Here is a 15,688-nt window from a genome sequence, read left to right on the forward strand (position 1 = left end):
AGCACATCTGATGAACAAGAACGAGGGCGAGATCGACGCGCTGACCCAGGAATCGGCGCCCGTCGAATCGAGTGATGTTGCGGCAAAAAAAGGTTCGGCCGCAGTGGCCGATGCGACACAGCCGGTCGAGACGAAACGCAGTCGGCTCATACCTGGCCGAGCCGGACGGATTGCGCTCCGCGTGGCAGCAGGCGTATTGCTCTGCGCCGCAATCACTTCCACCGCCGTCCTCTACATGCAGAACAAAGGCAACAAGGCGATCATCGCCGCCAACGCGGACGCACGCACCGCCGCCTGCAAGTACGCTCCGATCCTGGCCGACTACGACGCCAAGAAGCTGGACGCCTACTTCGCCGCCGTCCTGGACGGCGCGACCGGTGACTGGAAGAAGCAATTCGACAGCACCAGCAAGGAATTGCGCGATGTGCTCACCCAGGGCGCGGTGGTGTCGAAGGTCAACGACGTCCAGTGCGCGATCAAGACCGGCGACGAGACCTCCGCCGAGGCCATCGTGGTGATCGGCCAGACCATCACCAGTATGGGCACCCAGGGCAAGCCCGCGCCCGGCCAGCTGTCGATGGTGATGCGCTTGGAGAAGGTCGACGGACGCTGGCTGGTGAACAAGGTGAACTCGCCACTCGCCCCGCCGCCGCAGCAGTAGCTACCCGCCCTCGCGACCGAACAGCACGACCCGCATCAGGTGAACCACCCGCTGCCGCGAGCACACCGGGTCGTCGGAGCCGAAGCGCTGGCCCAGATCGACGACGAGGGCCAGCGCCGCGTGCACCAGCAGCCTGGCCTCGGCGGCGGACAGCTCGGGCCGGACCTCGGCGAGCAGCTTGGCCCACTCTTCGACGTTGAGCCGCTGGATGTTTCGCAGCACCGTCCGATCGTCGGCGGGCACATTGCTGATCTCGGCGTAGTAGACGAAGGTCAGCTCGCGCTCGGCGAACGAGCCCGCCACGTACAGCTCGATCAGCGTCGTCAGCGCCTGCTCCGGGCCGTCCGCCGCCGCGACCGCCGGGCCGATCGCGGCCGAAACCCGTTCCGCGGCACGGCGGAACGCGGCCGCGAGGATGTCGCCCTTGCTGCGATAGAAGCGGTACACCGCCGACGAGGCGGGCAGCCCGGCGGCGGTGGCGATGTCCTCGACGCTCACGTTCGGATAGCCGCGCTCATGGAACAGTTCGATCGCCCGCGCGAGCAGCAGCTCGTGCTTGAAGGTCAGCGGAATCTCTATTGCCGCAAGGGTTTCGGCGTGCTCGGCGGGGGGCGGCAGGGCACAGCTTGCCGCCGTCCGGCAGGCGGTGCCGAGCAGTGTGGTCAACGCGCGCACCGGGATCGATACATGGTGATCGCCGATGCTGCTGAGCACGCTCAGTACCGCCGCCGACAGCACCGCCCGGTCCGCCTTGTTCAGTTCCGGCCGCGTCTCGGCGAGCAGCGACGCGAGGACCGAATTCACCTTGGCCAGTTGGCTGTCCAGGACCGCGGCGTCGGCCTCGTCGAGATAGCGGCGCTGCCAGCGCAGCAGTGCGGCGCTGCGGCGATTGGCGATCGAGGACGCGATGAGCGCATCGATGACCCGCCCGAGTTGTATCGCGGCGGGCAAGCCACCGGCCGAATCGGGCAGGCGCACCGCCGTTTCGCTGAGCGTGCCGAGCCGCAGGGCTTCCTCGCGGAACAGCGCGTACTTGCTCGGGTAGTGGCGGTACAGCGCGGCCGAGCTGATGTCGAGCCGGGACGCGATGTCCTCCATGCTCACGCCGTGGTAGCCGAGCGACCCGAACGCCTCCGCCGAGGCCGCCGCGATCTGCGCCCGCCGATCACGCGGCCGCCGCCGGACCACGCGCGCCGCCGCCGGGTCGGACGCCTTGTCCGCGGCACGGCTTTCCTGGGCACCCATGCCGCGATGGTAGCCGAACCGGACGCTCGGCAGCGGGGCGTTTCCGACCTGGAATCAAACTGAATTGAAGATCACAATTACTGTATGATTTGGTCTGCTACCTGAAGCTATTCCGACTCATGCGCGTGGAATATTGCGTAACATAAGCGACCGGTCGGTACCTCGGTCGCACGCGGCTGTCCGAGGGCCTAAACCGCGGCGGGACGCCCGAAAAGAACCACCTGCATCAACAGGCGGACCCGGCCCTGCGCCGCCATCGGCTGGTTGTCGAACGCGCGCCCCAGATCCACCACCAACGCGAACGCGGCGTGGATGAGGAAGCGCGCCTCGGCGGGCGACAGCTCCGGCCGCACCTCGCGCAGCAGCCGCGCCCACTCTTCGACGCTGAGCCGCTGAATGTTTCGCAGCACCGTGCGTTCCTCCGCGGGAACATGCTGGAACTCGGTGAAATACACGTAGGTCAGCGCGCGTTCGGCGAACGACCCCGCCACGTACTGGTCGATCAACGCGGTCAGGGCGCCCTCCGGGCTCGCGGCGGTCGCGACCGCCGGGCCGACCGCGCCCGAAACCCGTTCCGCGGCACGGCGAAAGGCCGCGGCGAGCAGATCGCTCTTGCCGCGATAGAACCGGTACACCGCCGACGCGGCGGACAGTCCGGCGGCGGTGGCGATGTCCTCCACGCTGACATTGGGATACCCGCGCTCATGGAACAGCTCGACCGCTTTGCGCAGCAGCAGTTCGTGTTTGAACGAGTCCGGGATCTCGACCACCTGGAGCGGCTCGGCGGGCCGCTCCGCGGGCAATTCCGTGTCTATGATCGGCAAGCACGCTGAACTCAACAGTCGGGCAAGGGATTTCGCGGGCAGCGTGGCGTGGTGGTCGGCGATGCTGGTGATCGTGCTCAGCAGCGCCATCCGCAGTACGCGAGTGTCGTCCTCGGTCAGTTCCGGCCGCAGCTCGGCGATTTGGCTGCCGAGCGCGTCGAGCACGGCGAACTGCTGATCGTTCAGCAGCGTCAGATCGTCGGGCTCGAGGTAGCGGCCCTCCCAGCGCACCAGGGTGATCGTCGGCCGGTTCTCGATCGTGACGGTGATGAGTGCGTCGAGCACATGCCGCAGCCGCCGCTCGGGCGACCATGCCGCGGCCTCCGTGGGCAGCTCGACCGACTCGGTCATCGCCCGGCCGACCCGCAGCAATTCCTCCCGGAACAGCGCGTACTTGCTCGGATAGTGGCGATACAGCGCCGCCGAACTGATGCCGAGGCCGGTGGCGATGTCCTCCATGCTCACGCCGTGATAGCCGAGCGCGCCGAACGCGGCGGCCGAAGCCGCGGCGATCTGCGCCCGTCGATTCTTCGGCCTGCGCCGGACCTCCCGGGGTGCCGAGTCGCCGGTGCTCGCCTTCCGCGCCGTACGGCGATTGTCGACACTCATGCGGACATCGTACTGATCAGGGCAGGTGGGACGGGCTACGGCTCGGTACCGGACCGGCCGGGTGCCCCAGGTCACCCGGAATCGGTGGTGGTACCTGCGGGAAGGCAGCGGTCATCGAGCCGACCCGTAGGCGCGGGTCTTCGCAGGTGAGGGCCGCCACAGCCGATCGGCCACGGGTGCGCCGAGTGCCGTTGCCCGCTCAGTCGCGCGGCGTGATGACCAAGCGGGCCTTGCCCTCGGGGACGGTGGTGATGTTCCGAGTTTTGGCGCGTTCCGGCGCCGCGCCCTCGGGGCGCGAAAGGACATGCCGCACAACGATTTCCCGCAGCACCACGGTTCCCTCCATAAGGGAGAAGCCCGCGCCGATGCAGCGCCGGACCCCACCGCCGAAGGGCAGCCAGGTATTCGGCGCCACCTCACCGGAGAGGAAGCGGTCCGGCCGGAAGACGGCGAGGTCGGGATAGTTGCCGGGATCGCGGTGCGCGAGCAGGATCGAGGTGTTCACCACCGCGCCCGCGGGCAGTCGACGGCCGCCGACTGTCATGTCCCTGGTCAGTTTTCGGTTGGTGCCGTTGATGATGACGTGCAGCCGCATCGCTTCCTTCAGCACGGCCTCGAGGTACTTGTCGTCGCCGGTGCGCGCGGCGGTGACGGCCGCCTCCTGGATGTCGGGATGCGTCGCGATCTCGTACAGCGCCCAGGACAGCGCCGACGCGGTCGTCTCATGACCGGCGAGCAGCAGCGTGACGAGCTGATCGCGCAGCTCGGCGTCGGTGAGCGGCGGATCGTGGTCGTCGCCGGTGCCCGCGTGCAGCAGCCTGGACAGCACGTCGGTGCGTTCGGCCAGGTCCGGCGCGCGCCGACGGCCGGCGATCTCGGCGTAGAGCAGGGCGTCGACCGCGTGCAGATTCTCGGCGAAGCGCTTCCACGGCCCGATTCGGCTGAGCAGGGGCGACTTGATCCCGAGGAACACCAGCGGATTGAGGTGCACGATCCGCCGCAGTCGCGGCGCGAGCTCGGCGCGAGCCTGTTCGTCGGAGACGCCGAATACGACCTGAATCATCACCTCGAGGGTGAGCGCGTTCATCCGGTCGAGCGTGAGCAGCGTGGAACCCGGTGTCCAGCGGTCGATTTCGGCGACGGCGATGTCGGCGACCAGGTCGCGGTAGGCGCGCAGCGCCGAGCCGTTGAAGGCGGGCATCAGCAGTCGTCTGGCGCGCGCGTGCTCGTCTTCGTCGGTGAGCAGCAGGGAGTGCTGGCCCATGACGACGCCGAGGACCTGGTTGCCCTCGCCCGCGTGCAGGTCGCGCGGGTTGCCCGCGAAAATCTCCTTGATGTGTTCCGGGCGGGAGAACACCACCGAATGGTCGGCGACCGGCGGGATGCGCAGCGTGAAGACCTCGCCGTACCGGCGGGCGACAGCGGGTACGAAGCGCTGGCGGTTGAGCTGGAACAGCAGGCTTTGCACGAAGGCGGGCAGTCGCGACCCCGGCGGATAGGTGGCGGTCTCGTCGCGTTCTCGAACATCCTGTGCGGCCACAGTGCCACCTTCGTTGAGTATGAGACGAACCTGTTTCATCCCACGCTAAGAGATACAACCCACCGGGTCTATAACGTGACAGGTAATCAACCGTACTTGACGCGGCCGCGCCGAGCGGCCATCCTGAATCGGTCAGCACCTCGCTAGGCGAGGCTCCTGCGCGAACACAGGCCACTGATCCGACGACGTCGAGAGACGCCCAGGATCAGGACAGATCGCTTCGGATTAAGGGGCGATCCCAGGTGGCTTCCCGGTACGGGATACGTCGTGCAGTGCCGAAGCTCTGACGAGAGGGGTGCCCGTCCAGCCGTTTCGGCCGGCGTCCCCTGCCTTGTGTGGTCCCGGCACCGGTATTCGGCGACGCGCGTGCGTCACGGCAGCAAGGAGGTGAGGGACGTGAAGTCAGGCGATAGTCCGTATCCGAGTACGGATTCGACCTCCCACTCGCTCCCGGCCCACTGCCGCCGTGTGATCGACTAACCCCGAAGCGTTTTCGATTCGGGCATTCGGTCGTGTCCGAAATCGGTTGTGGTGGTGGGCCTTTCCCCGAAGGAGTCCATCATGACGTTCGCATTTCCCCGTCAGCTACCGGTGTGGCCCGCGCTGATCCACTCGGCCCGCCGAGTACTGGCCCGGTACCGCCTCACTCCCGAAGAGCACCGCAACCTTGCCGAGGCCCGCGCCGCCCGAGCCGCCATTTTCACGGCCTCGATGGGCGGGCATCCCTATTACCGCTGACCCCGGCGCCTAGCGGCCGGTGCTGGGCCGCTAGCTTCCGGTGTTCGGGCGCTGCGCCGAGTACCAGTCGAGCAGGTCCGGGTTGTCGACGGCGCTGCGTTCGACGACCCGGGCGGCCTCGGCACCCTGGAACAGCTTCTTGATCGGGACCTCTAGCTTCTTGCCGGTGCGGGTGTGCGGGATGCCGGGGGCGAGGAGGATTTCGTCGGGGACGTGGCGCGGCGAGACCTCGGTGCGAATGGTGGTCTTGATGCGGGTCTTCAGGTCCTCGGTGAGTTCCGCGCCGGGGGCGAGTACCACGAACAACGGCATCCAGTAGCCGCCGTCCGGTTGCTCGGCACCGATCACCAGGGCCTCGGCGATCTCCGGGAGGCGTTCGACGGACTGATAGATATCGGCGCTGCCCATCCGGATGCCGTGCCGGTTGAGGGTGGAGTCGGATCGGCCGTGCACGACGATGGAGTTGCGGTCGGTGATGGTGATCCAGTCGCCGTGTCGCCACACGCCGGGATACATGTCGAAATAGGCGTCGTGATAACGCTTTCCGTCCGGATCGTGCCAGAAGCGGACCGGCATCGACGGCATCGGCTTGGTGAGCACGAGCTCGCCGACCTCGCCCCGGACCGGCTGCCCGGTGCCGTCGAAGGACTCCAGCGCCGCGCCGAGGAAGCGGGTCGACAGCTCGCCCGGCCAGGCCGGGACGATGCGGGACGCGCCCATGAAGGCGGACACCACGTCGGTGCCGCCGCTGATCGAATTGACCTGGACGTGGTCACCGGCGTTCTCGCCCAACCAGAGCGCCGACGAGGTGGGCAGCGACGCGCCGGTGATGCCCACCGAGCGCAGCGCGGACAGGTCGTGCTCGGTGCGCGGCACGGCGCCCGCCTTGATGCAGGCGAGCACGTAGCCGGGACTGGTGCCGAGCACGGTGGTCCGCGTCTCGGCGGCGATGCGCCACAACCCATCCGCTGCCGGGTAGGTGGGGCTGCCGTCGTAACAGACGATGGTCGCGCCGACCAGCAGGCCGGAGACCTGGAAGTTCCACATCATCCAGCTCGGGCTGGTGTACCAGAAGAAGGTGTCGTCGGGCCCGATATCGGTTTGCAGGGCAACGGCTTTGAGGTGTTCCAGCAGCACGCCGCCGTGGCCGTGCACGATGCCCTTCGGCAGTCCGGTGGTGCCGGAGGAGAACACGATCCACAGCGGATGGTCGAAATCGACCGGCTCCGTGGTGATCACGGCGGGCGCGGCCTCGTCGTTGGCGATCGCGTCGGTCCATGCGGTCGCGTCCGCGACGTCGAGGCCGAGCTGGGAGACCGCGATCGTGCCGCGCAGCGTGCCGAGACCGGCTTGCAGCGCGGCGATGTCGGCACGCTTGTCGTGCGCTTTGCCGCCGAATCGGTAGCCGTCCACGGTGATCAGCACGGTGGGTTCGAGCTGCCCGAGCCGATCCAGTGCGGCCTTGGACGAATAGTCCTGGCCGCAGGCGCTCCAGACCGCCCCGATGCTGGCGGTAGCCAGTAGCGCGACGACCGTCTCCGGGATGTTGGGCAGATAGCCCGCGACCCGATCGCCCGCCTGGACCCCCATGGAGCGCAGGGTGCGCGCCAATGCCGCTGTGTCATCGATCAATTCGGCCCAGGACACCTCGCGCGGCGGAGCGTCCTCGGAGACGCCGATGATCGCGGGCCGGTCGCTGCGGAACTGGCGGATGAGCTGATCGACATAGTTCAACCGGGTACCGGGAAACCATTGCGCACCGGGCATTTCGGCGCTGGCGAGCACCTCGCCCGCGACCTCGCCGAGCTCGAAGTAGTCCCACACCGCGCGCCAGAACTCGGCCAGCTCATCGACCGACCACTGCCAGAGTGCCTGGTAGTCGGGGGTGGCGACACCGGTGCGCCCCTCGACGAACTTCGCGAAGTCGGTGATCCTGGCGTCGGCGATATCCTGCTCGGTCGGCACCCACTGTGGTTGCACCGCGTTCCTCCTGGCTGTTCGAACTGGTGGTCAGGCGCGCGCCGCGCGCCGCACGATCTGCTCGGCATGTCGCAGGACGGGGGCGTCGACCATGCGGCCCTCGAAGGCGAACACGCCACGATGCTTCGGTACTTCGTCGAGTACCCTGCTGGCCCAGTCGATCTCGTCCGCCGACGGCGCGTAGGCCGCGCGCAGCACCGGTACCTGGCTGGGATGGATGGCGACCTTCGCGTCGAATCCGACGGCGACCGCATCCAGGGCCTCGGCGCGTAGGCCGTCGAGGTCGCGGATGTCGAGATACACCGAGTCGAGCGCGAACTTCCCGTACGCCTTGGCCGCGAGCAGCGAGGTGGACCGGACGTGGCGTGCCACCTCGCGATAGCTGCCGTCGGCGTGCCTGCTCGATTTGCCGCCTAGCCCGGCGACGAGATCCTCCGCGCCCCACATCACGCCGATCGCATTGTCCGCCGTCAGCGCGGTGCCGACCGTGAGCGCGCCGAGCGGCGACTCGATCAGCGCGATCACCTCGTACTCGGCCAGCGCCGTAATTTGTTCGGCCGATTCACATTTCGGCAGCATCACGCGCCGATACCGGGTGTCGGCCAGCGCGGCCAGATCGAGCGCGTGCTCGTCGGTGCCTGCGGCATTGACCCGGACCACCGTGCGCTCGGGATCCAGCGGAGTCGCTACGAGCGCCTTGCGTGCCGCCGCCTTGTCGCCGGCGGCAACGCCGTCTTCGAGGTCGAGGATCACCACATCCGCTGCCGCGGCGGCCTTTTCGTAGCGTTCCGGTCGATCCGCCGGGCAGAACAGCCAGGCCGGGCCCGGCATCTCCCACGTCACGGCTGACCGGATTCGGGGCGCAGGCGAATCATCGCGTTGCGCACCGCGACCGCGACGACGGTGCCGTGCTGGTTGCGCGCGGTGTGGCGGAAGGTCACGATGCCCTCGCCCGGCCTGCTCTTCGACACCCGCTTGTCCAGCACCTCGGTTTCCGCGTAGACGGTGTCGCCGTGGAACAGCGGGGCCGGGAACTTCACCTCGGAGAAGCCGAGATTGGCGACGGTGGTGCCCTGGGTCAGGTGCGCCACCGCGAGGCCGACCATGGTGCCGAGGGTGAACAGCGAGTTGACCAGGCGCTGATGGAACGGCTCCTGGGCTTCGCTATAGGCCGCATCGATATGCAGCCCTTGCGGATTCATGGTCAGCGTGCTGAACAACACGTTGTCGGTCTCGGTCATGGTGCGGCCGGGCCGGTGCTCGTACAGCACGCCGGTTTCGAGTTCCTCGAACCACATGCCGATCTGTACTACTCGGCGCAAGTTGTCGGTTTCAGTCACAGCCCGAGCTCCCGTCCGATCAGCATCAACTGCACCTCCGTTGTGCCCTCGCCGATTTCGAGGATCTTGCTGTCCCGGTAGTGCCGGGCCACCGGGTATTCGTTCATGAAGCCGTAGCCGCCGAAGATCTGGGTGGCGTCGCGGGAATTGTCCATCGCCGCCTCGCTGGCCACCAGTTTGGCGATGGACGCCTGCTTCTTGAACGGCTTGCCCGCCAGCATCAGCGCCGCGGCGTCATAGTAGGCGGTGCGTGCGGTGTGCGCCCGCGCCTCCATCCGGCCGATCTTGAAGGCGATGGCCTGATTGCGGCCGATGACCTGGCCGAACGCCTCGCGTTCCTTGGCGTAGCGGACGCTCTCATCGACGCAGCCCTGCGCGGCGCCGACCGCCAGCGCCGCGATGGCGATGCGGCCCTCGTCCAGGATGCGCAGGAAGTTCGCGTAGCCGCGGCCGCGCTCGCCGAGCAGGTTCTCCTCCGGCACCCGGACGTCGGTGAAGCTGAGCGGATGGGTGTCCGAGGCGTTCCAGCCGACCTTGTTGTAGGCGGGTTCGGCGACGAAGCCCGGGGTGTCGGTGGGCACCAGAATGGTGGAGATCTCCTTCTTGCCACCGTGCTGGCCGGTCACCGCCGTCACCGTGACCAACGTGGTGATGTCGGTGCCGGAGTTGGTGATGAACTGCTTGCTGCCGTTGATGACCCAGTCGCCGCTGTCGACGATCGCGGTGGTCTTGGTGCCGCCCGCGTCGCTGCCCGCGCCGGGTTCGGTGAGCCCGAACGCGGCGAGCGAACGCCCACTCGTCAACTGCGGCAACCACTCCTGCTTCTGCTTGTCGTTGCCGTAGCGGTAGATCGGCATCGCGCCGAGCGAGACACCGGCCTCCAGGGTGATGGCCACGCTCTGGTCGATCTTGCCGAGCTCCTCGAGCGCCAGGCACAGCGCGAAGTAGTCGCCGCCCATGCCGCCGTACTCCTCGGGGAACGGCAGGCCGAACAGGCCCATGTCGGCCATGCCCGCGACCACCTCGTACGGGAAGGTGTGCTTCGCGTCGTGCTCGGCGGCCACCGGCGCGACCACCGTCCGCGCGAAATCGCGCACGGTCATGGCGAGGTCGCGGTACTCCTGCGGCAGCGCGCCGGTGGACAGGAAGTCGGTCATGAGATGTTTAGCGCGGTTACCCCCTCGTTTACGAGGGGATGGAAGCGCTGTCCTCCGTTCGGTGTCGGTGGTGCGGGCTAGGTTGTGGGGCATGGATGAGGTGGTGCGGTACAGCTTTCGTTTGCGGCCGGGCCGCACTGCGAAATCTGCTCTGCTCGCCGAGTGGGATCGATGCCGGTTCCTGTGGAATGAGGCTGTCCACCAGCAGAAGTCGGGCAACAAGCCGACCTTCGGCACGCTGAGCAAGCTCCTGACCGCGGCCCGCTGTCAGAACATGTGGTTGCGAGAGGGATCGCAGGTTGCCCAACAACAGACGCTGCGGACTTACGCGCAAGCGCTGACTCAGTCGTTCACCGTCAAGGGGCGGGGGCGGCCGGTGTTCAAGGCGCGCAAGAGGTCCCGAGTTTCGTTGCAGTACACGCGCTGCGGATTCACTATCAGTGATGGGCGGCTGATGCTGGCCAAGGGCATCAGTATCCCGGTGGTGTGGTCGCGGGAGTTGCCGTCCGAACCGAGCAGTGTGCGGATCACCAGGGATTCGCTCGGCCACTGGTACGCGTCGTTCGTCGTGCGCCGTATCGTCGAGCCCACTCCCGTGGCTGAGAGTGACATCGGCATCGACTGGGGCATGCGTACCACCGCCACGACTACCGATCCTGCGTTCGATCTTCCCTATCGTGGGTACCGTGCCCGCTGCGCGGCGGAACTGGCTCGGGCGCAACGCAAGATGGCGCGGAGGCACAGCAAGCGCGGTCCGCAGTCGCGCGGGTATCAGCGGGCCGCGCGAGTGGCCGCGAAGCTGCATAAAAAGGCGGCTCGGCAAACCCAGCACGATTCGCGGGTCTGGGCGAAAAGTGTTGTCGACCGTCATGATGTGATCGCGGTGGAAGATTTCAAGCCGATGTTCCTGGCGAAGTCCACGATGGCGCGGAAGGCTGCGGATGCGGCGATCGGTGCGGCGAAGCGGGAGTTGGTCGAGCGTGGTGTGCGGGCTGGCCGGAGGGTGGTGTTGGTGCGGCCCGCCTATACGAGCATGACGTGTTCGAGTTGTTTTGCGAGAGCCAAGCAGCGACTCGAGCTCGGGGAGCGAACTTTCCGGTGCCACAGCTGCGGGTTCACCGACTGTCGGGATCGGAATGCTGCCAGAGTGATCCTGGCTGTGGCAGAGCGCGGCCACACACGTGTTGACGACGTCAGACAAGCGGATCACCTCCTTCGGGCGGCTGGTTCGGTTGCGGTCTGAGCGTGAAATCTCCTGCCTCGGGCAGGGGAGGCGTTAAGCGGGCAAGGACTTGGTCGAGGCGCACCTGGGTGCCCGGTGTCACCAGTATTTCGACGGTTCCGGCGATCGGCGCGGTGAGTGAGTGTTCCATCTTCATCGCTTCCACGATGACGACCGGGGCGCCCGCGGCGACGGTGCTGCCGGTGTCGGCCTGCACCGCGATCACCGAACCCGGCATGGGGCTCTTGATTTCGGCGTCGCCGACGTGTTCGGTGGTGCCGCGCACGCTGGCCTCGGCGACCTCGCGCAGCATCGCGATGCCGGATGGTCCGGCCAGCCACAGTTGTCCGTCGTGTTCGGCGATCCGGTATTCGCGGCGGATGCCGTCCAGTGTCAGTGTCAGCAGGTTGTCATCGAAAGTCGCTGTGATCGAGGTTGATTCGCCCTCGCCGATGCGTGCCGTCGCGTCGGTGGGGGTACCGGTGAGGTAGACGTGTTCGGTTCGATCACCGCCGGCCAGGCGGAGCGGGGTCGGGGCGGCGGTGCCGATGCGCCAGCCGGAGGGGACGTGCCAGGGATCGCTCTGCGTCGTCGGCCAGCGCCGCAGCCAGAGGTAGGTGGCGGCGGCCAGGAACAACTCGTCATCGACCGGGGTGGGGTGGAAGTCGGCGACTCGGCGATCCAGTAGCCCGGTATCCAGATGTCCCGCCGCGACATTCGGGTCGGCGAGCAGGAAGCGGAGGAATTCGATATTGCTGGTCACGCCGAGCAGTACCGTATCGCCCAGTGCCCGATCGAGTTTCGCGATCGCCGCAGTCCGGTCGGCGCCGTGCGCGATGACCTTCGACAGCATCGGGTCGTAGTCGCTGCCGACCACGGTGCCGACGCGCAGGCCCGAATCCACCCGGACCCCAACGCCTTCGGGCTCGGACAGGGCGAGCACCGTGCCGCCGGTGGGCAGGAATCCGCGACCGGGATCCTCGGCGTACACCCTGGCCTCGATGGCGTGCCCGATCATCCGGATCTCGGCCTGCTCCACCGCGAGCTTCTGCCCGGCCGCCACCCGGACCTGGGCTTCCACCAGGTCGATGCCGGTGACCAGCTCGGTGACCGGATGTTCCACCTGCAGCCGGGTATTCATCTCCATGAAGAAGAACTCGTCCGGCCGGTCGGCGGAGACGATGAACTCGACCGTGCCCGCGCCGACGTAGTCGACACTGCGCGCGGTGTTGCAGGCGGCGGCGCCGATCCTGGCCCGCGTCGCGGCGTCGAGCAGCGGGGAGGGCGCCTCCTCGATCACCTTCTGATGCCTGCGTTGCAGGCTGCATTCGCGTTCGCCCAGGTGCAGCACGTTGCCGAACTGGTCGGCGAGCACCTGCACCTCGATGTGCCGCGGGCGGGTGACGAAGCGTTCCAGGAACAGCGTGTCGTCACCGAACGCGGCTGCGGCCTCGCGGCGCGCGCTGAGCAGCGCGTCCGGCAGCTTGGCGGGATCCTCGACCAGCCGCATACCCTTGCCGCCACCACCTGCCGAGGGCTTGACCAGCACCGGGTAGCCGACCTCGGCTGCCGCCTCGATCAGGTCCGCGTCGGTCAGGCCCGGCCTGGCGATGCCGGGCACGACCGGGACATTGAAAGCGGAGACGGTGTTCTTCGCCGCGATCTTGTCGCCCATCACCTCGATCGCGCGGACGGGCGGGCCGAGGAAGACGATGCCCGCGTCCGCGAGTGCCGCGGCGAACGCGGCGTTCTCGGAGAGGAATCCGTAGCCGGGGTGCACGGCCTGCGCGCCGGTGCGCACGGCGGCGGCCACCACTTTGTCGATGGCGAGGTAACTTTCGCGCGCGGGTGCCGGACCGAGCCGCACGGCGGTGTCTGCCTCGTGCACGTGCCTGGCGTCGGCATCGGCGTCGCTGTAGACCGCGACCGAGCGAATCCCCATGGCGCGCAACGTGCGGATGACGCGCACCGCGATCTCGCCACGATTGGCGACGAGGATGGTGTCGAATCCGACGGGATGAGATTTGTTCAGCATCGCACTCACATCCGGAAGACGCCGTAGGAAACGGGTTCGAGCGGCGCCTGCGCGCACACCGAAAGGGCAAGTCCGAGCACGGTTCTCGTATCGGCGGGATCGATGACGCCGTCATCCCACAGCCGGGCCGTCGAGTAGTAGGGGTTGCCCTGGCTCTCGTACTGGTCGCGGATCGGCGCCTTGAACGCCTCCTCGTCTTCGGCCGACCACGGCTGTCCCGAGCTGTCGAGCTGATCGCCGCGCACCGTCGACAGAACCGAGGCCGCCTGCTCGCCGCCCATCACCGAGATCCTGGCATTGGGCCACATCCACAGGAAGCGAGGCGAATACGCGCGCCCGCACATCGAATAGTTGCCCGCGCCGTACGAGCCGCCGATCACCACGGTCAGCTTCGGTACCCGGGCGCAGGCCACCGCGGTGACCATCTTCGCGCCGTGCTTGGCGATGCCGCCCGCCTCGTAGTCGCGGCCGACCATGAACCCGGTGATGTTCTGCAGGAACAGCAGCGGGATCTTGCGCTTGTCGCACAGCTCGATGAAATGCGCGCCCTTCATGGCGGATTCGCTGAACAGCACGCCGTTGTTGGCGACGATGCCGACCGGGTGGCCGTGAATATGCGCGAAACCGGTGACCAGGGTCTTGCCGTACTCGGCCTTGAACTCGTGGAAGGCGCTGTCGCGGAGTTCACCCACCCCGCCGGCTTCGCCGGCTGCCGTCCCCGGGCGTGGACCACCGTCGACGAGGCGATGGATCACCTCGCGGACGTCGTACGGGGTGCGCAGGTCGACCGGCACCACGTCGTACAACTCCGACTCGGGCGCGGCGGGCGCCACCGTCGGCAGCACCGCCCACGGACTCGCCGGGCGCGGGCCGAGGGTCGCGACGATGCGGCGCACGATGCGCAGCGCGTCCTGATCGTCCTCGGCCAGATGATCGGTGACACCCGAAGTGCGCGAATGCAGTTCGCCGCCGCCGAGCTCCTCCGCGGTGACCACCTCGCCGGTCGCCGCCTTCACCAGCGGCGGGCCGCCGAGGAAGATGGTGCCCTGATTGCGCACGATCACCGCCTCGTCGCTCATCGCAGGCACGTACGCGCCGCCCGCGGTGCAGGAGCCGAGTACCGCGGCGATCTGCGGAATTCCCTTGGCGCTCATGGTCGCCTGGTTGTAGAAGATGCGCCCGAAGTGCTCGCGGTCGGGGAACACCTCGTCCTGCTCGGGCAGGTAGGCGCCGCCGGAATCGACGAGATACACACACGGCAACTGGTTCTGCAACGCGATCTCTTGCGCGCGCAGATGCTTCTTCACCGTCATCGGGTAGTAGGTGCCGCCCTTGACGGTGGCGTCATTGGCCACGATCACGCATTCGCGGCCGGACACCCGCCCGATTCCGGTGATGATGCCTGCGCCGGGGGATTCGTCGCCGTACATCCCGGTCGCGGCGAGTGGGGAGAGCTCGAGGAAGGGGCCGCCCGGGTCGAGCAGCTGGTCCACCCGCTGGCGCGGCAGCAGCTTGCCGCGTGCTACATGGCGGTCCCGCGCCTTCTCGGACCCGCCGAGCGCGGCGGTGGCAAGCCGGGCGCTCAGGTCGTTTACCAGTGCCTTGTGGGCTACTCGGTTGTCGACGGCCTCATCAGTAACGGTCATCACGTGATCCTGTCGGTCAGTTAGTCGCCGATAACTGGAATCCAGGTTAATCTTGGTTAACCGAGATGTCCAGGTAGGGCGAAAGGAGCGCGTGTGACCAGCACTGACCCCGGCACGCTCACCCGCCGTGAACAGCTGAAGGCGCAGCGACGGCAACAGCTCCTCGATGCCGGTGCCCGGCTCATCGCCGACCGCGGTTTCCTCGGCATGCGCCTGGACGACCTCGGCGCGGCGGTCGGCATCAGCGGGCCCGCGGTCTACCGCCATTTCCCGAACAAGGAAGCGTTGCTGGTGGAGTTGCTCGTCGGCGTCAGCCAGCGGCTGCTCGACGGCGGCAAGGCGGTGGTCGCGCGCACCACCGACGCGGCGGACGCGTTGGACGGTCTCGTCGACTTCCACCTGGACTTCGCGCTCGGCGATCCGGATCTGATCCGGATCCAGGATCGTGATCTGGAGAACGTGCCCGCCACCGCCCGGCGGGAGCTGCGCCGTACCCAGCGGCAATACGTGGAGATCTGGGTCACGGTGCTGCGCGAGCTGCATCCCGGGCTACCCGAGGAGACGGCGCGGGTGCAGGCCCACGCCGCCTTCGGGCTGATCAACTCCACCCCGCACAGCGCGAGCACGGCGACCGCCGTGCGCGCCAGGCCGATCCTGCGCCGAATGGCACTGTCGGCCTTGGGCTGAGCGC

At 67.8% G+C, this 15,688-nt stretch carries 13 protein-coding genes and 1 riboswitch; of the genes, 4 read left to right on the plus strand and 9 right to left on the minus strand.

What is annotated here, in order from left to right; all coding sequences use genetic code 11:
* Positions 1–10: 10 nt before the first annotated feature.
* On the plus strand, positions 11–661 hold the full coding sequence (locus tag ACFWF1_RS19275) for a hypothetical protein (protein WP_379281171.1): 651 nt from the start codon (positions 11–13) through the stop codon (positions 659–661).
* Here the strand turns inward: ACFWF1_RS19275 and ACFWF1_RS19280 are convergent, their stop codons facing one another.
* The 3 genes from ACFWF1_RS19280 to ACFWF1_RS19290 all read right to left on the minus strand — a co-directional run bounded on the left by ACFWF1_RS19280 (position 662) and on the right by ACFWF1_RS19290 (position 4,879).
* Positions 662–1,906 (minus strand): TetR/AcrR family transcriptional regulator, encoded by a 1,245-nt coding sequence (locus tag ACFWF1_RS19280; protein ID WP_379281170.1) that lies wholly within the window; start codon positions 1,904–1,906, stop codon positions 662–664.
* Between the two features lie 188 nt (positions 1,907–2,094).
* On the minus strand, positions 2,095–3,339 hold the full coding sequence (locus ACFWF1_RS19285; RefSeq protein ID WP_379281169.1) for a TetR/AcrR family transcriptional regulator: 1,245 nt from the start codon (positions 3,337–3,339) through the stop codon (positions 2,095–2,097).
* Between the two features lie 199 nt (positions 3,340–3,538).
* Positions 3,539–4,879, minus strand: coding sequence for a cytochrome P450 (locus ACFWF1_RS19290; RefSeq protein WP_379281168.1), 1,341 nt, complete (start codon positions 4,877–4,879; stop codon positions 3,539–3,541).
* Between the two features lie 132 nt (positions 4,880–5,011).
* A riboswitch (M-box (ykoK) riboswitch) is annotated at positions 5,012–5,181 on the plus strand.
* 259 nt (positions 5,182–5,440) lie between these two features.
* Here ACFWF1_RS19290 and ACFWF1_RS19295 point away from each other — a divergent pair.
* Positions 5,441–5,617 (plus strand): hypothetical protein, encoded by a 177-nt coding sequence (locus ACFWF1_RS19295; protein WP_379281167.1) that lies wholly within the window; start codon positions 5,441–5,443, stop codon positions 5,615–5,617.
* A 30-nt stretch (positions 5,618–5,647) separates the two neighbouring features.
* On the opposite strand, the gene ACFWF1_RS19300 is transcribed toward ACFWF1_RS19295, so the two are convergent.
* The 4 genes from ACFWF1_RS19300 to ACFWF1_RS19315 are packed head-to-tail and all read right to left on the minus strand — an operon-like array spanning position 5,648 to position 10,094.
* Positions 5,648–7,597, minus strand: a complete 1,950-nt coding sequence (locus ACFWF1_RS19300) for an acetoacetate--CoA ligase (protein ID WP_379281166.1) — start codon at positions 7,595–7,597, stop codon at positions 5,648–5,650.
* Between the two features lie 30 nt (positions 7,598–7,627).
* Positions 7,628–8,440: an HpcH/HpaI aldolase/citrate lyase family protein gene (locus tag ACFWF1_RS19305; protein WP_379281165.1), complete on the minus strand. Its 813-nt coding sequence runs from the start codon at positions 8,438–8,440 to the stop codon at positions 7,628–7,630.
* Complete coding sequence (locus ACFWF1_RS19310; protein WP_379281225.1) at positions 8,437–8,895, minus strand: MaoC family dehydratase; 459 nt, start codon at positions 8,893–8,895, stop codon at positions 8,437–8,439. Before ACFWF1_RS19310 ends, ACFWF1_RS19305 begins: the two co-directional genes overlap by 4 nt.
* 38 nt (positions 8,896–8,933) lie before the next feature.
* A complete protein-coding gene (locus ACFWF1_RS19315) occupies positions 8,934–10,094 on the minus strand; it encodes an acyl-CoA dehydrogenase family protein (RefSeq protein WP_379281164.1) in 1,161 nt (386 codons plus the stop codon).
* Between the two features lie 91 nt (positions 10,095–10,185).
* Here ACFWF1_RS19315 and ACFWF1_RS19320 point away from each other — a divergent pair, with 91 nt between their 5' ends.
* Complete coding sequence (locus tag ACFWF1_RS19320) at positions 10,186–11,337, plus strand: RNA-guided endonuclease InsQ/TnpB family protein (protein WP_379281163.1); 1,152 nt, start codon at positions 10,186–10,188, stop codon at positions 11,335–11,337.
* On the opposite strand, the gene ACFWF1_RS19325 is transcribed toward ACFWF1_RS19320, so the two are convergent.
* A complete protein-coding gene (locus ACFWF1_RS19325; RefSeq protein ID WP_379281162.1) occupies positions 11,288–13,351 on the minus strand; it encodes an acetyl/propionyl/methylcrotonyl-CoA carboxylase subunit alpha in 2,064 nt (687 codons plus the stop codon). The two genes, ACFWF1_RS19320 and ACFWF1_RS19325, sit on opposite strands and share 50 nt — an antisense overlap.
* A gap of 5 nt (positions 13,352–13,356) precedes the next feature.
* Positions 13,357–14,997: a carboxyl transferase domain-containing protein gene (locus ACFWF1_RS19330; protein WP_379281161.1), complete on the minus strand. Its 1,641-nt coding sequence runs from the start codon at positions 14,995–14,997 to the stop codon at positions 13,357–13,359.
* A gap of 93 nt (positions 14,998–15,090) precedes the next feature.
* Here ACFWF1_RS19330 and ACFWF1_RS19335 point away from each other — a divergent pair, with 93 nt between their 5' ends.
* Entirely contained in the window at positions 15,091–15,684 is a 594-nt protein-coding gene (locus ACFWF1_RS19335) for a TetR/AcrR family transcriptional regulator (protein ID WP_379281160.1), read from the plus strand.
* Positions 15,685–15,688: the final 4 nt, after the last annotated feature.

Origin of the sequence: Nocardia sp. NPDC060255, assembly GCF_042727395.1 — a bacterium.
GTDB lineage: Bacteria > Actinomycetota > Actinomycetes > Mycobacteriales > Mycobacteriaceae > Nocardia.

Coding starts and splice junctions, on each gene's coding strand:
- ACFWF1_RS19275 (WP_379281171.1), top strand. CDS start 11: ATGAACAAGAACGAGGGCGAGATCGACGCGCTGACCCAGGAATCGGCG.
- ACFWF1_RS19280 (WP_379281170.1), bottom strand. CDS start 1,906: ATGGGTGCCCAGGAAAGCCGTGCCGCGGACAAGGCGTCCGACCCGGCG.
- ACFWF1_RS19285 (WP_379281169.1), bottom strand. CDS start 3,339: ATGAGTGTCGACAATCGCCGTACGGCGCGGAAGGCGAGCACCGGCGAC.
- ACFWF1_RS19295 (WP_379281167.1), top strand. CDS start 5,441: ATGACGTTCGCATTTCCCCGTCAGCTACCGGTGTGGCCCGCGCTGATC.
- ACFWF1_RS19310 (WP_379281225.1), bottom strand. CDS start 8,895: ATGTGGTTCGAGGAACTCGAAACCGGCGTGCTGTACGAGCACCGGCCC.
- ACFWF1_RS19315 (WP_379281164.1), bottom strand. CDS start 10,094: ATGACCGACTTCCTGTCCACCGGCGCGCTGCCGCAGGAGTACCGCGAC.
- ACFWF1_RS19320 (WP_379281163.1), top strand. CDS start 10,186: ATGGATGAGGTGGTGCGGTACAGCTTTCGTTTGCGGCCGGGCCGCACT.
- ACFWF1_RS19325 (WP_379281162.1), bottom strand. CDS start 13,351: ATGCTGAACAAATCTCATCCCGTCGGATTCGACACCATCCTCGTCGCC.
- ACFWF1_RS19330 (WP_379281161.1), bottom strand. CDS start 14,997: ATGACCGTTACTGATGAGGCCGTCGACAACCGAGTAGCCCACAAGGCA.